The organism is Pseudomonas sp. MWU347, from assembly GCF_017947305.1.
Taxonomy (GTDB): Bacteria; Pseudomonadota; Gammaproteobacteria; order Pseudomonadales; family Pseudomonadaceae; genus Aquipseudomonas; species Aquipseudomonas putida_A.
The window spans coordinates 616901-632205 of record NZ_JAFGZB010000003.1 but is presented as its reverse complement, the minus strand read 5'-3'; the positions used below and the strand labels follow the sequence as shown (position 1 = coordinate 632205).

The following is a 15305-nucleotide window of genomic DNA, read 5'->3' as shown; positions in this document are numbered from 1 at the left end:
GCGGCAGTTGTTGCAGCGGGCAAGCATCGTCGGCGCATTCAGTGCGCTGGCGGCCAATCCCGCGCTGGGGCAATTGATGCGCGCTCCGCGACTGATTCCCTGGCGCAACTGGTCGGGCGGGCAGAGTTGTCTGCCGGCGGCGCGGTTGGCGCCGAAGAATCTCGATGAACTGAGCGCTGCGATTCGTCAGGCCCAGGGCAAAATCCGCCCGGTCGGTTCCGCGCATTCGTTCAGCGCACTGGTGCCCACCGACGGCACTTTGCTGTCGCTGAGCTACTTTACCGGGCTGCTCGACCACGATCCGAACACCCTGCAGGCCGAATTCGCCGCCGGCACGCCAATGTCGCGCATGGGCGTGCCGCTGAAGGACGTCGGCCAGGCCCTGCAGAACATGGCCGATATCGATTACCAGACTCTCGCCGGGGCAATTTCCACCTCGACCCACGGCACCGGCAAAACCTTTCAGTCGTACTCGGCGCATGTCTGCGGCCTGCAACTGGTGACGGCCAACGGCGAGGTGCTGGACTGCGACAGTCAGCGCCACCCGGAAGTGTTCAATGCCGCCCGGGTATCCCTTGGGGCACTGGGCGTGGCGACGAAAATCCGTCTGCAAAATCGCCCGGCCTACCGCCTGCGTGAGCGTCAATGGATCGCCAAGACCGAAGAGCTGCTGGAAGACCTCGACAAAAACACCCGGGAAAATCAGCACTGGGAAATGCTCGTCGTCACCCATTCCGACTACGCGCTGTCCATCGCCCTCAACGAAACCAGCGACCCGGCCACGCCGCCGATCCCGCCCGAAGAGGAGGGCGGCAATGAGTTCGTGACCCTGATCGAGAAGATCGACAAATACGGCAGCGACTTCCCCGAGCTGCGCCGCACGCTGCTCAACAGCCTGCGGCACCTGGCGAGTTTCGATGACCGGGTCGGCGACTCGTTCGACATCTACGCCAACGTGCGCACCGTGCGCTTCAACGAGATGGAATACTCGGTGCCCGCCGAACACGGCCCGGCCTGTCTGCGTGAAATCCTCAAGCTGATTCAGGACAAGGACCTGCGCACCTGGTTTCCCATCGAGTACCGCTACGTCAAGGCTGACGACATTCCGCTGAGCATGTTCGAGGGCCGCGACAGCTGTTCGATCTCGGTGCACCAGCATTACCAGATGGATCATCACAACTTTTTCGCCGCGGTCGAGCCGATCTTCTGGAAGTACAACGGCCGCCCGCACTGGGGCAAGTTGCACACGCTTAACGCGAAGAATCTGCAGCCGCTGTATCCGCGTTGGCGCGAATTTGTCGACGTACGTCAGGCGCTGGATCCGAGCGGACGCTTTCTCAATGCGCATCTGTCGTCAATTCTGGGGGTGAGCTGATGGCGGTCAATCGACGCAATTTCATGCTGGGCACGTTGGGCGTCGGCGCTTTACTGGTGGGCGTGGGCGCCTGGCTGCGACCGGGTGATCGAGGTGCGCCGTACAGTGAATATTTCCGCGCGCTGAATAATGAACTGAAAGACAAAGGCCCGATGCGCCCGGTGCTGTTGATCGATCTGGATCGCCTCGATCACAACATCGACGTGGTGATGCAGTCGGCCAAACGCGGCGGCAAGCAATTGCGTCTGGTGGAAAAGTCCCTGCCGTCGCCGGGGCTGTTGAGCTACATCGCGCAACGGGCCGGGACGCAAAAACTCATGTCGTTTCACCAGCCGTTTCTCAATCACGATGCGGTCACGTTTCCGCAGTCCGACATCCTGCTCGGCAAGCCGTTGCCGGTGCGTTCAGCCGAGCTGTTTTATCAAAACCACAAAGGCTCGTTCGATCCTTCCAGGCAACTGCAATGGCTGCTCGACGGGCCTGTGCGGCTGCAGCAATACCTGGCGTTGGCGCAAGGGCTGGGCACGCGGATGCGCATCAACATCGAACTGGATGTCGGCCTGCATCGCGGCGGGGTCAGTGATGTGAATGTGTTGGGGCAGATGCTCACGCTGATCAGCGCCAATCCACAGCATCTGCAGTTCGCCGGGTTCATGGGCTACGACCCGTTCGTGGGCATGGGCGTGCCGGGGATTCTCGGTACGCCCGAGGAACTGTTCGCCAAGGTGATGGTGATTTATCAGCGCTGCGTCGATTTCACCCGCCTGCAGTATCCGACGTTGTGGAATGACAACCTGTGTCTGAACACCGCCGGCAGCCCGAGTTACCGCATCCATGAAAACGAGCAGATGAGCACCGAGGTTTCGGTGGGCACGGCGATGCTCAAACCGACGCACTACGACCTGCCGTCGCTGGTCGATCACGTGCCGGCGACCTACATCGCCACGCCTGTGTTGAAGAGTACAGGGGCGGTCAACATTCCGGCGCTGGATGACAAGTCCAAATTGTTTTCGTGGTGGGACCCGAATCAGCGGCAGACTTATTTCATCTACGGCGGCAACTGGATGGCCGAGTTCGAATCGCCGCCAGGGTTGCTGAGCAATGGGGTGTACGGGCGCAGTTCGAATCAGGAGATGGTCAACGGCTCCAACGCCGTGGGCCTGACCATCGAAGATCAAGTGTTCCTGCGCCCGACCCAGACTGAAGCCGTCCTCCTGCAATTCGGTGATCTGCTGGCGGTGCGTGGCGGCAAGATTGTCGACACCTGGCCGGTCTACACCTGACCCAAAAACACCTCAGATACCCCTGTGGGAGCGGGCTTGCTCGCGAAAGCGTCCTGTCAGTCAGCATCTATTTGACTGGCACACCGCATTCGCGAGCAAGCCCGCTCCCACAGGGTTTTGTGTTGTCTGTCAAATCCCGATCAATTTCTGTAATGAAGCTTTTATGACAAAAGTTCGGTAGCACATAGCCAGTCCGGTCATGCCTATGTAACGCGCTTGAGGGGCCCAACGGGGCGCTTTTCACAAGCCGAGGCGGGACGCCGGGAGTGAGGCAATGGGGACTATGGAACGCTACTCGAAAGTGGGCATGCAGGAGCTCGATCAGCGCCTGTCGAAGATCGTCGAGGCCGCGCGCAAGAAGCCGGTTTCGGTATATCGCTACGGCGCGCCGTGGGTCTGGATCGTGTCGCAGGATGACTGGCAGGGCGCCTTGAAAGAGGTCTCCAGCTACATTCCGCCCGGCCATTCGCTGGTGTTGCTGCGCCCGCAGATTGATGACTTGCTCGACGCCCACCAAGGCCTGCTGCACGAGCTCAATGTCGAGCCGGGCATGCTCATCCCCGCGCAAACCGTCATGCACATCCTGCTCCTGCAACTGCTGTATTCGGTGCCCAGCGAGCAGCAACTGTATGAGCAACTCAATTACAACCTGCTGTTCCGCTGGTTCGTCGGTCTTGGCCTGAACCAGAAAGTCTGGAGCTTCAACGTCCTCAGTCGCGACATCGCCACGCTGCTCAACAACCCGCGTGCGGTGCAGCTCATCCAGAAAATCATCGGCGAAGTGTTCTGCGGTGCCTTGCTGCAAATGCCCGAGTTCTCGTTGAACTTCGCGCTGCTGCACACCTGGCTCGGCAAGCACAGCGGTGTCTCGACAGTCAGCAACTGACGCAACACACAAGGCGCGCAACAGCGCCAACAGGTCATCGCGAATTCAGGGGGTAGTGTGGATCAGATTTTCACGTCACGGCTGGCGCTGTGGGGCTGGCTGCTGGTGACGGCCGGCGCGCAACCGGCATTCGCCGAAGAGGCCGCCCAAGGCGCCGCGCCGCAACGTCTGGTGGACGTCAACGAATACTTCGTGCGCGGCAACACCGTGCTCGACGCCAGGGCCATCGAAGAAGCGGTGTACCCGTTTCTCGGCCCGCAAAAAGCCATGACTGACATCGAAGGCGCCCGCGATGCCCTGCAGAAGGCCTATCAGGAGCGTGGCTACCAATCGGTGTTCGTCGAGTTGCCGGAGCAATCGGTGGCGGACGGCATCGTCTATCTGCAAGTCAGCGAAACCAAGGTCGGCCGGGTGCGCGTGGTCGGCGCCAAACACTATTCGCCGCTGGACATCCGCGACAACGTCCCGGCGCTGAAAGAAGGCGAGGTGCCGGACTTCGCCAAGGTTCAGGGCGAACTGGCGCAGCTCAATAAAACCCCGGGCCGCCAGGTCATGCCGCTGGTGCGCGAAGGTCAACGCCCCGGCACCATGGACGTCGATTTGCAGGTCGAAGACCAGAACCCGTGGAGCGCCAGCGTCGGCCTCAACAACGATTACAGCGCCGACACCGAGAAGCTGCGCGCCGTGACCAGTCTCGGCTACAACAACCTCTGGCAGCTCGGCCACAGCATCAACCTGACATTCTTCACCGCGCCGCAAGACACCGACAACGCCAAGGTCTGGTCGGCTTCCTACACAGCGCCGTTGAGCGAGCGCTGGAGCGTGCAGTTCTCCGGTTATCAGTCCGACAGCAACGTCGCCACCATCGGCGGCAGTAACGTGTTGGGCAAGGGGCACTCCTACGGCGTGTCGGCGATCTACACGTTGCCGTCCAGTGGCAACTGGTCGAACTCGCTGTCGGCCGGTATCGACTTCAAGGACTTCGACGAGCGCCTGACCCTGTCCGGCGAGAGCGACAAGGTGCCGCTGAAATACGCGCCGTTCACCTTCGCCTACAACGGTTTCCGCTACACCGAAAAGAGCCAGCTCGGCCTCGGTCTGAGCCTGGTTGCGGCCACCCGCAGCATCTTCGGTTACGGCAGCTCCGACGAAGACTTCGACTACAAACGCTACCGGGCCAACCCGAGTTTCGCCGTGCTCAAGGGCGACAGCAACTTCACCTGGACCTTCGACAACGACTGGCAGAGCGCGAGCAAAGGCGCGTTCCAGCTGGCGTCGGGGCCACTGGTGTCCAACGAACAGTTTTCCGCTGGCGGCGCGACCTCGGTGCGCGGCTATCTGGCCGCCGAGCGCACCGGTGATGACGGCGTGCTGCTCAGTCAGGAGCTGCGCACGCCGTCGCTGGCGAAATACGCCGGCAGCTGGATGCAGGAATGGCGCTTCTACGCCTTCGCCGAAGGCGCGCAACTGTATCTGCGTGACGAGTTGCCGGACCAGGACGCCAGTTACGCCCTGGCCAGCGTCGGCCTCGGCACCCGCGCCAGCCTGAGCAAATGGCTGTCCGGCAGCCTCGACTGGGGCTACCCGTTACTCGAAGGGCCGAACACCTCGAAGCAGGAGTCGCGCCTGCACTTCAACCTTCAAGCCACTTTCTAAAGGAGCACGTTCATGCAGCGCCTCATTCTTTCGTTGTTGATCTGCCTGGGCTTCGTGCTCCCGGCCACGGCGCAGGCCTGGTGGCAGGACGACTGGCATTACCGCAAACAGATCGCCGTCGACACCACGCCGCAGGGCGCCGGGATTAATCAGGCGCTCGGCCGCACCGCGCTGCTGGTGCGCCTGCACACCGGCAACTTCACCTTCGACGGGGTCAAGGAAGACGGCGCGGATTTGCGCTTCGTCGCCGCCGATGACAAGACCGTGCTTAACCACCAGATCGAAAGCTTCGATGCGCTGATGGGCATGGCGCTGATCTGGGTCGATGTGCCGAATGTCGAGGGCGGCCAGCGTCAGGACATCTGGATGTACTACGGCAATCAGAAGGCGCCGGCGACCGGCAACGGCCAGTTGACCTTCGATCCGAATTACACCGCGCTGTACCACTTCGACGGCACCACCGGCACCCCGGCCAAGGACACCACCGCTTACGGCAACACCGCACAAAGCGCCACCGGCGCGGCGATTGACGGCGTGGTCGGGCGCGCCTTGCAGTTCAGCGGCCAGCCGTTGCTGCTGCCGGCCAGCCCATCGTTGCAGCACAACGCGGGCAGCGCGTTCACCTTCAGCGTCTGGCTGCGTCTGGATCAGGCCAATGGCGAGCAACTGATCCTTGCCCGCCGCGAAGGCGCCAACAGCCTGCTGGTCGGGGTCAATCAGGGTGTGCCGTTTGTGGAGATCGACGGCCAGCGCGCCGTGGCCACTCAGCCGCTGAATCCAGGCCAATGGCAGCACGTCGCGCTGACCGCCGAAGGTTCGAAAGTCAGCTTGTACATTAACGGTCGTGAGGGCGCGTCCCTCGCTCAAGCGATGCCGGCGTTCAATTCGGTGATGGCGATTGGCGGCGATCTGACCGCTGGCCCGTTCCAACCGTTCGTGGGCGCCATCGACGAACTGCGCCTGTCGAAAGTCGCGCGTCCGGCGCCGTTGCTGCTGGCTGACGCCACCGCGCAAGGCGCCGAGTCGAAACTGGTGGCCTACGGCGTCGACGAAGAACAGTCCGGTTTCGGCTTCGGCAGCCTCGGTTTCCTGCTCAACGCGGTACCGGTGGACGCCTGGGTGATCATCGCCGTGCTGGTGCTGATGATGTTCCAGTCGTGGATCATCATGCTGCGCAAGAACCGCACCCTCAGCCGCGTGAGCAAGGCCAACGAGGATTTCCGCGAGCAGTTCGCCAAGGTCGGTACCCGTCTGGAGATGTTCGCCGACGACGCGCAACTCGCTCAGCGTCTGCAGCACTCGCCGCTGTGGCGCCTGTACTCGGTGGCGGTCAAGGAAATCCGTACTCGCCGCGAGCAGGGCGCCGATACCTCTTCGGTGTCGGCGGCAACCATCGAAGCGATCCGCTGCTCGATGGACGGCGTGCGTACCCGTGAGAACCAGGCGCTCAGCTCGAAACTTTCGACCCTGTCCAACGCCATCGCCGGCGGCCCGTACATCGGCCTGCTCGGCACCGTGCTGGGGATCATGGTGGTGTTCCTCGGCACCGCCATGGCCGGCGACGTCAATATCAACGCCATCGCGCCCGGCATGGCCGCCGCATTGCTGGCCACCGCCATGGGCCTGTTCGTCGCGATCCCGGCGCTGTTTGGCTACAACCGCCTGATCACCCGCAACAAGGAAGTCAGCGCCGACATGCGCGTGTTCGTCGACGAGTTCATCACGCGTCTGGCGGAGATGCACGGCGAGAGCCAGTTCAGTGAGTCGTCGCATCAGCGCGGTCATCACGCCAACCACTCCGTACCGGCCTGAGGAGCACTGCCATGGCGTCCGTAAATGCCTCCCACGACGATGACGAAGATGCAGCGGTGGACAGCATCAACATCACCCCGCTGGTCGACGTGCTGATGGTGGTGCTGGTGATGTTTATCCTCACCGCCACCGCGCAGGTCTCCGGGATCCAGATCAACCTGCCCAAGGCCAGCGCCTCGGTGTCGCTGTCGGAGGCCAAGACCAAAGCGATTTCGGTCAACGACGGCGGTCAGGTGTTCCTCGACGCCTACCCGGTGACCCTTGCGGAGCTGGAAGAGCGCCTGCGTATCGAGAAGGCGCAGAGCCCGGACTTCCCGGTGATCGTGCGCGGCGACGCCACGGTGCAGTACCAGAAGGTCATTGAAGTGCTGGATCTGTTGCGCCGGCTCGAACTGTCTCAGGTCGGTCTGGTGACCGGCAAACCGACGCAGGGCTGAGTGATGACCGCACAACTTCCGATCGAGCCCTTGCCGGTGAAGAAATCACCACTGCGCTACGTGAAGTGGGGCGCCGGGCTGCTGCTCGGCGCGCTCGCCGCGTGGTTTCTGTGGCAGTGGGCCAATGACATGAGCGGCGTGCGCCGTGAAGCGCCGAAGTTGCCGACGATCATTCCGTTGCCGCCACCGCCGCCGCCACCTCCGGAAAAACCACCGGAGCCGGAAACCCCGGTGGAAGAAAAAGTCGTCGAGCCCGAACCCACGCCCGAGCCGCAAGAGGTCAAGCCCGAGGAAGAGGCGCCGCCATCGCCGGCGGACGATCTGGCCAACCCGATGCAAATGGACGGTGACGCGCAGAGTGGCAACGACGCTTTCAACATCGGCGCCGGCAAGGGTGGCGGCATGGCCGGTGCGGGTGGCGGACGCCTGGGCACCGGCACTTACAGCCAGTTCCTCGCGTTCACTTTTCAGCGCTTGCTGCGCGAGAACTCCGATCTGCGCAACCTCGCATTCTCGCTGCAGGCCGATGTGTGGCTGAGCAGCGTCGGCGAAATCACCCGGGTCGAGCTGGTCAAGTCCAGCGGCAAGCCCGAGATCGACACTCAGGTGCTGGCCGCATTGCGTAACGCGCCCCATCTGAGCGAACGGCCACCGGCCTCCATCACTTTGCCTGTGCGCCTGTCCCTGCAAGGGCGGCGTCCGGGTTAACCCACTTATTCATTGCCAAGCATTCAAGCTTTGCCAAAAGGAGTTGTGTGCAGATGATTTCCAACGTGAATCGATTGTCCCTGGCGGTCGGCATGGTCATTGCGACCCTGGTCGGTCAGGCCGCGGCAGCGCCTGCGCCCTCGGAGAACGCCACGATCAATCTGATCCGCTTGCTGGTCGAGCAGGGCATTCTGAAACAGGACAAGGCTGACGCGCTGATCGCCCAGGCGCAGAACGAAGCCGCCCAGGCCAAGCAGGCAGCGGCTTCGACAGCCGTAGCGGCCGGACCGGTGGCGGCACCGGGCGATGTGCGCGTGCAGTACGTGCCAGCGGCAGTGCGCGACCAGATCCGCGATCAGGTCAAAGCCGAAGTCATGGCCACCGCCAAGCAGGAAAACTGGGCGGCGCCCAACACCTTCCCGGACTGGGCTTCGCGCATCAGCTTCGATGGCGACATCCGCCTGCGCGACGAATCGCGCTACTACTCGGGCAGCAACAGCAACGAAATCGTCGACTTCGCCAAACTCAACAACAACGGCCCGTACGACGTGAACCCCAACAGCAGCACCAGCCTGCCGCCGTTGCTCAACACCCGTGAAGACCGCACCAACCAATTCCGCCTGCGCGCACGGCTGGGCATGAAAGCGGTGATCTCGCCGGAATGGACCGCCGGCATCCGCATCGGCACCGGCTCGGACAACAACCCGGTGTCGACCACGCAGAACCTCGGCGGCGGCTTCGCCAAGAAAGACATCTGGCTCGATCAGGGCTACCTGAACTGGAAGCCGACCGATGAGCTGACCCTGACCGGCGGGCGTTTCGCCAACCCGTTCATGTCCACCGACATGCTCTATTCCAACGACCTGAATTTCGACGGCGTGGCGGCGATTTTCGACCACAAGCTCAACCGCGACTGGGGTGTGTTCGGCACCGTCGGCGCGTTCCCGGTGGATTACACCAACGACACCACCACCAGCAACGGTTTCGACAAGGAAGAAAGCGACAACAAGTGGCTGTACGGCGCGCAGCTCGGCGCCAAGTGGGCGATCAACAGCAACAACCGCCTCAAGGGTGCGTTGGCCTACTACCGCTTCGACGACATTCAAGGCCAACGCTCCAGCCCTTGCGAACCGTGGGCCGGCGCCCCGGGCTGCGACACCGATGGCACCCGTGCGGCGTTCATGCAGAAGGGCAACAGCGTGTTCCTGCTGCGCGACATCACGCCGAACCCGGCCAACCCGACCACCACGCCGCAGCCGCAATTCGTCGGCCTGGCGTCGGAGTTCAACCTGCTCGACCTGAACCTGGTGTGGGATGCCGATCTGCCAGAGGACTTCAAGCTGCGCAGCCAGGGCAACTACATCCACAACCTCGGTTACGACGAAGGCGACATGCGCAAGCGCGCCGAGGGGCAGATCGTCAACAACCTCAACAGCAACGGCGAGATCGAAAGCGGCGCCGATGCGTGGATGGTGCAGTTCACCCTCGGCAACGCGCTGGACCTGAAGAAGCAGGGCGACTGGAATATGTTCGCCGGCTACAAGTACATCCAGCCGGACGCCTTGCCCGACGGCTTCAACGATTCCTCGTTCCACCTCGGCGGCACCAACGCCAAGGGCTATTTCCTCGGTGGCAATTACGGTCTGGCGAAGAACGTCTACGCCACCGGCCGCTGGCTGAGCACCGAGGCGGTGTACGGCGCGCCGTTCGACATCGATGTCTTGCAGCTTGAGATCAACACGCGCTTCTAAGGCGCCGGGAGTACGGTCATGCACGCACGAGTTTTACTGTTGGGGCTGAGTTTTTTCATTGCACATGGCGCGCACGCCGAAGGCATGGAGGAGCGTCTGCGTACCCAGTTGCGCAGCACCACTCAGCAGTTGCAGGCCCTGCAAAGTCAGCAGGCCCAGGCCAGCGCCGCGCAACTGGCGGCGCAGAACGAGGCCAAGGCTGCGCAGGCGCAGATCAAGCAATTGACCGCTGAACTGGCCAAGGCCAAAGGCGTCGCCGAGCAGTTGGCCGGCCAGCAGCAAAGCCTGCACAGCCAGGCGCAAGCGCAAGTCGCCGCCAGCAGCGAACAGGTCGGCAAATTCAAGAAGGCCTACGACGAGTTGCTGGTCATGGCCCGTGCCAAAGAGGCAGAACGGTCTAAGCTTCAAGCGCAATTGGCTGAACGTGACACACAAGTGCAGCAATGTTCAGTCAAGAATCAGCAGATGTACGGCGTCGCCAAGCAGATTCTCAGCGCTTACGAAAACATCGATGTCGCCGAGGTGATGAAGATCCGCCAGCCCTTTGCGGGCAGCGCCCGGGTCAAGTTCGATGAGCTGGCCCAGGGGTTTGGTGACGAGCTTTACAAGACTCAATTCGACGCGCCGCAAGCCGCGCTCTCGCACCGATAAACAAGGAAGAAGTCATGACTCAATTGATCAGCCATGTGTCCCCACAATCCCTGACCGACGTCCTGCAAGCGGCCGGTTATCGCGTCAACCAGACCGAACAGAACGGCATCGTACAGTTGCTCAGCGCCAGTCAGGGGATCGGTTATGCCGTGCGTTTCGGCAACCCGGCGGTGGAGCAGGGCAGCTACGTCGATTTCACTTTCAGCTGCGCGCTGCGGGTGCAAGGTGAGTTGCCACAGGGCGTGGCCGAACAGTGGAACGCCACCCGGCGTTTTGCGCGGTTGTCGTTGCAGGGCGAGTTTCTGGTGATGGAGATGGACGTGGTGCTGGCGGCCGGTGTGAGCCACGATCACCTGCGCGGCAATCTGGAATTGTGGGATCGCCTGTTGCAGGAGTTCATCGTCTACCTGCGTGATTTCAGCCAGGCCGCACAAGCTTCGACAGCAAAAGTCGCCACCGCTGAGCAAGAGGAAGTCGCGCTGTGAAAAAGCCTGCCATGGTGATCGGCGCCGGGGCAGTGGCGCTGTTGGTGGTAGCCGTGGCGCTGGTGCTGCGACCGGGTGCTGACCCGGTCGCAGCCCAGCAATCGTCGCCGTTGGCGGCGGTTGCTGCGGGGCCTGCGGTAGCGCGGTTGGGCAATCAGCAGGTGACGCCGCAGGAATTGCAGGCGCTGCTGGCGACCGTCCCGCCGGCGACTCGCGAGCAATTGCGCGGCAACCGTGAAGCGCTGGAGCGCTGGATTCGTACGCGATTGGCGGAGAAAGCCGTGCTGGAACAGGCCGATGCCCAGGGCTGGGCGCAGCGTCCGGACGTGGTGCGGCAAACCCGCGCGGCCACTGAGCAGATCGTCTTTCGCGATTACTTGCGCTCGGTCAGCACGGTGCCGGCGGACTACCCGAGTGCGGCCGAGTTGCAGCAGGCGTATGGCGCCGGCAAGGGCAACTGGCAGACTCCGGCGCTGTACCGGGTGAGCCAGATTTTCCTCGCTGTGCCGGATGCCCAGAGCCTGGAAGCCGTGCGCAAGCAGGCCACCGAGCTAAGCAAGAAGGCCCAGAGCACGCCGGGGGATTTTGCCGCGCTGGCGACTCAGTATTCGCAGGACCGGCAGACTGCCGAAGGTGGCGGCGACACCGGGCTGCAACCGTTGCAGCAACTGGTGCCGGAGGTAAGGGGTGCGGTGGCGAAATTGAAGGTCGGTGCGGTGTCCGATCCAGTGCAGAGCGCGGCCGGCTTCCATGTGATCAAACTCACTGAACAGCAACCGGCACGTACTGCGACCCTCGACGAACTGCGCGACCAATTGACTCAAGCCTTGCGTGCGCAACGTCAGGAGCAGATTGCCCAGGCGTATCTGGACGGGATGCTCAATACCGCGACGTTGAGTATCGATGGGGCCGAGCTGAACAAGGTCCTCGAAGAGAAACGCTGATGGTGATTCACCGCAGATCCCGGGTGGGAGCGGGCTTGCTCGCGAAAGCGGTGGGTCATTCAACAAACAAGTTGGCTGGCATGGCCCCTTCGCGAGCAAGCCCGCTCCCATATTAGAACCGTGGCGTTTTCCAAAATACAAAGATCGACAGGGAGTCATCGATGTCATTCACCGAACCCGCAGGACGACAGGGTAGCCCCGACTATCGCTGGGCACAGGGCGAGCGCGAACCATGGCTGGCGCAAGCCGCGACCATCGATGCCGAGGTCGCGCAATATTTTCTGGTCAGTGCCCGCTGCGGTTGCTTCATGCAGGCCGCGCGCAGCCTCAACGTGCGCTCGACCTTGCTGCGCAAGCAGTTGGCGCAGCTTGAGCAGGAACTGCAGCACTCGCTGTTCAGCTTTCAGGGCAGCGCCCTGAGCCTGACCCGTGAAGGTCAGCAGTTGCAGGCGCAACTGGTGGCGCTGGCCCACGAACGCAAACTGCCGGTGGTCGAGCAGCCACTGGTGCGTTTGGCGGTAGCCGAATCGATCCTGCATGACATCCTCGGTCGCGACCTGATCGCGTTGCTGCGGCGCAATGCCAGCGTGCGCCTGGAGATCATTGCGCTGGACAGCGAACTGGCGCTGCGAGCGGTCAGTGCCGACGTGGTGCTGTGGCTGGCCCACGGCGAAACCTCCAGCCCCGGCCCGACCTTCGCCACCAGTCAGCCGCAGGCCCTGGCGCGTCTGGATTACCTGCCGCACATCGCCAAACGCTATTCCCGCGTCACCGCGCGCCCGGCGAGTGCCGACGACCTCAGCGATTTCATGCTGGTGCAATGGCAGCACGACCGCCAGATCGACAGCTTCCGGCCGTGGAATGAACTGGTCGAACAACGTTTGGCCGGCGTGGTGCAGATGCAATCCTATGAGCTGATGCTGGAAATGATCCGCTGCAGCGCTTGCATCGGGTTGCTGCCGGCGTACATGAGCCGTTTCGATCGCGGGCTGATTGCGCTGCCGGGGTTGTTTGACGAGCCGATGCAGTTGCAGGCATGGCTGGCGGTCAACGCTGATTCCCGGGACGTCGCCGAAGTGCAAACCCTGGTCGAACTGATCCAGCACACCTTCAACGAACGCCAGGAATGGTTCCAGACCTGATCTTCCCAACACCCCCAATCCACTGTGGGAGCGGGCTTGCTCGCGAAGGCGGTGTGTGAGGCAACAGAAGTGCTGAATTTCAGACCGTATTCGCGAGCAAGCCCGCTCCCACAGTTTGAAACCTCGCCAAATTGATAACCGGCAGTTTAGAGTGATCAGCCACACATCGATCCAGGAAGGATCCGCCATGCCCGACCACAACCCCGCCATCACCCTCGAACGCTTCAACGAATCCCATATCGAGGCCGTTACCGCGCTGTACAACGATCCGGCCGTGACCCGGCAGGTGTTGCAGATGCCGTTTCAGTCCACCGAGATCTGGCGCCAACGGCTGCTGGCGGAGAACGAGCGGATGGTCAAACTGGTGGCGCTGCATCAGGGCGCGGTGGTCGGTCATCTCGGGCTGGAAAACTATTCGCGGATTCGCCGCGCGCACGCCGGCAGTGTCGGTATGGCGGTCGCCGTGGCCTGGCAGGGCAAGGGTGTCGGGTCGAAACTGCTGGCGTCGGCGCTGGACGTCGCCGACAACTGGATGAACCTGCACCGGGTCGAACTCTCGGTGTACGCCGACAACGAGGCGGCTATCGGTCTGTACCGCAAGTTCGGCTTCGAGAACGAAGGCCTGTTTCGTGACTACGCCGTGCGCGACGGGCAATGGGTCGACACCCTGAGCATGGCCCGTCTGCGTCGTCGATAAGCCAAAAAATCCTGTGGGAGTCAGTTGCCCAGAGCGAACGCCACCGCCGACTGCGCATGCAGCTCGGTGGTGTCGAGCAGGGGCAGGGCGCTGTGTTCGGGTTTGACCAGCAGGCCGATTTCCGTGCAGCCGAGGATGATCGCCTGGGCGCCGCGCGCGGTCAGCGCTTCGATCACCCGTTGATAGATTTTGCGTGATTCGTCACTGATCACCCCGACGCACAGTTCGTCATAGATGATCCGGTGCACGTCCTTGCGTTCGGCGTCGTCCGGCACCAGTACCGTCAGACCCTGCGCAATCAGGCGCTGCTTGAGAAAATCCTGCTCCATGGTGAACGCCGTGCCGAGCAGACCGACCGTGCGCGCATCGATGGCCAATGCTGCCTGCGCCGCCGGTTCGGCGATGTGCAGGAACGGAATGCTGATCGCTGCCTGAATCTGCGCCGCGACCTTGTGCATGGTGTTGGTACACAGCACCACGCATTCGGCGCCGCCGGCCTCGAGCCTGCGCGCGGCATCCACCAGAATCGCCGCCGCATCGTCCCAGCGCCCGGCGTGCTGCGCCTGTTCGACCGGGCCGAAGTCGACGCTGTACATCAGGATTTGCGCCGAGCGCAGCGAGCCGAGCCGGTCACGAACCTGTTGATTGATGAGACGATAATATTCCGCGCTGGATTCCCAGCTCATGCCGCCGATCAGGCCGATGGTGCGCATTGAAATTCCTCGAACAATGGCCCGTATTGGAAAAGTCGGGCTCCGGCCGAGTGTCCATCGGTTCAATGACGGATGCCAGTACAAAGCAACTGTACCGTTGATCCTGTTGCCAAGTGTCCCGGTGCCGGCGATCGAGGTTTAACGTACGCCGGCGCCTCGATCTGTCACTATCGACTATCGCAGGCTCTCCCCGAGGAACGTACCGATGAACGACGTACAACAACTGGGCGAAATGCTTCGTCACTATGCCGAGAGTGAAGCGCACAAGAAGCAATTGTTCGAAACCCAGTCACAGGCGTGGGCCAGCCGCATCACCGAGCTGTTCGGCCAGATCCGGCAATGGCTGGAACCGGTGCAGGCACCGAACCTGCTGGAGGTGAGCCGCGAGGCTTACGTCGCATTCGGGCCGAGCACGCCGGTGGAAACCTCGACCTTCAAGACTGAAAAACTGAGCATCGTGATCGCCGGCAAAGCGGTGGAGTTCGTGCCAGACGTGATGGGCAGCACCGGGCAGATTTCCCTGGCGGTGATGGGGCTGACGGCGGCGCGCTATGGCAGCATTTCGCTGGTCGGGCTGCCGAACGGCGAGTGGCAATGGCGCAAGACCAATGGCCTGAAGGATCCCGACACCTTTGTGTTTGATGCGGATTTTCTCGCGCAGCAGTTGCAGAGCCTGATTCCACGCGATCGCAGCTGATATCAGGGCTTCACCCATTTCCCATTGTGGGAGCGGGCTTGCTCGCGAAGGCGGCAGCCCATTCGACA

At 62.5% G+C, this 15305-nt stretch carries 15 protein-coding genes; 14 read left to right on the top strand and 1 reads right to left on the bottom strand.

Annotated features, from left to right (window positions below):
- Positions 1-46 precede the first annotated feature (46 nt).
- The 13 genes from KCG87_RS09170 to KCG87_RS09110 all read left to right on the top strand — a co-directional run bounded on the left by KCG87_RS09170 (position 47) and on the right by KCG87_RS09110 (position 13827).
- A complete protein-coding gene (locus KCG87_RS09170) occupies positions 47-1375 on the top strand; it encodes a D-arabinono-1,4-lactone oxidase (protein WP_210557417.1) in 1329 nt (442 codons plus the stop codon).
- A gap of 74 nt (positions 1376-1449) precedes the next feature.
- The gene (locus KCG87_RS09165; protein ID WP_210557418.1) at positions 1450-2658 is read left to right on the top strand and encodes a DSD1 family PLP-dependent enzyme; all 1209 of its coding nucleotides are present in this window, start codon (positions 1450-1452) and stop codon (positions 2656-2658) included.
- A 274-nt stretch (positions 2659-2932) separates the two neighbouring features.
- Positions 2933-3544: a transposase gene (locus KCG87_RS09160; RefSeq protein ID WP_098963896.1), complete on the top strand. Its 612-nt coding sequence runs from the start codon at positions 2933-2935 to the stop codon at positions 3542-3544.
- Positions 3545-3601: 57 nt separating this feature from the next.
- The gene (locus tag KCG87_RS09155; RefSeq protein WP_134786265.1) at positions 3602-5200 is read left to right on the top strand and encodes a ShlB/FhaC/HecB family hemolysin secretion/activation protein; all 1599 of its coding nucleotides are present in this window, start codon (positions 3602-3604) and stop codon (positions 5198-5200) included.
- 12 nt (positions 5201-5212) lie between these two features.
- Positions 5213-7012: a MotA/TolQ/ExbB proton channel family protein gene (locus KCG87_RS09150; RefSeq protein ID WP_210556973.1), complete on the top strand. Its 1800-nt coding sequence runs from the start codon at positions 5213-5215 to the stop codon at positions 7010-7012.
- Positions 7013-7023: 11 nt separating this feature from the next.
- Positions 7024-7449, top strand: coding sequence for a biopolymer transporter ExbD (locus tag KCG87_RS09145; RefSeq protein WP_003224462.1), 426 nt, complete (start codon positions 7024-7026; stop codon positions 7447-7449).
- Positions 7450-7452: 3 nt separating this feature from the next.
- Positions 7453-8157: an energy transducer TonB gene (locus KCG87_RS09140; protein WP_210556974.1), complete on the top strand. Its 705-nt coding sequence runs from the start codon at positions 7453-7455 to the stop codon at positions 8155-8157.
- A 53-nt stretch (positions 8158-8210) separates the two neighbouring features.
- Positions 8211-9908, top strand: a complete 1698-nt coding sequence (locus KCG87_RS09135) for a putative porin (RefSeq protein ID WP_210556976.1) — start codon at positions 8211-8213, stop codon at positions 9906-9908.
- A gap of 18 nt (positions 9909-9926) precedes the next feature.
- Positions 9927-10559 carry a DNA repair protein gene (locus KCG87_RS09130; RefSeq protein WP_098963900.1) on the top strand — a complete coding sequence of 211 codons (633 nt, stop codon included), beginning with the start codon at positions 9927-9929 and terminating at the stop codon, positions 10557-10559.
- A gap of 14 nt (positions 10560-10573) precedes the next feature.
- Positions 10574-11044: a YbjN domain-containing protein gene (locus KCG87_RS09125; protein WP_098963901.1), complete on the top strand. Its 471-nt coding sequence runs from the start codon at positions 10574-10576 to the stop codon at positions 11042-11044.
- Complete coding sequence (locus KCG87_RS09120) at positions 11041-11988, top strand: peptidylprolyl isomerase (RefSeq protein WP_098963902.1); 948 nt, start codon at positions 11041-11043, stop codon at positions 11986-11988. The genes KCG87_RS09125 and KCG87_RS09120 overlap by 4 nt, the downstream gene beginning before the upstream one ends.
- A gap of 161 nt (positions 11989-12149) precedes the next feature.
- Entirely contained in the window at positions 12150-13130 is a 981-nt protein-coding gene (locus KCG87_RS09115) for a LysR family transcriptional regulator (protein WP_210556978.1), read from the top strand.
- Positions 13131-13317: 187 nt separating this feature from the next.
- Positions 13318-13827: a GNAT family N-acetyltransferase gene (locus KCG87_RS09110; protein WP_210556980.1), complete on the top strand. Its 510-nt coding sequence runs from the start codon at positions 13318-13320 to the stop codon at positions 13825-13827.
- Between the two features lie 20 nt (positions 13828-13847).
- Here the strand turns inward: KCG87_RS09110 and KCG87_RS09105 are convergent, their stop codons facing one another.
- The gene (locus KCG87_RS09105; RefSeq protein ID WP_098963905.1) at positions 13848-14540 is read right to left on the bottom strand and encodes an aspartate/glutamate racemase family protein; all 693 of its coding nucleotides are present in this window, start codon (positions 14538-14540) and stop codon (positions 13848-13850) included.
- Positions 14541-14745: 205 nt separating this feature from the next.
- On the opposite strand from KCG87_RS09105, the gene KCG87_RS09100 reads away from it, so the two are divergent.
- Positions 14746-15237, top strand: coding sequence for a hypothetical protein (locus KCG87_RS09100; RefSeq protein ID WP_210556982.1), 492 nt, complete (start codon positions 14746-14748; stop codon positions 15235-15237).
- The last annotated feature ends 68 nt before the right edge of the window (positions 15238-15305 follow it).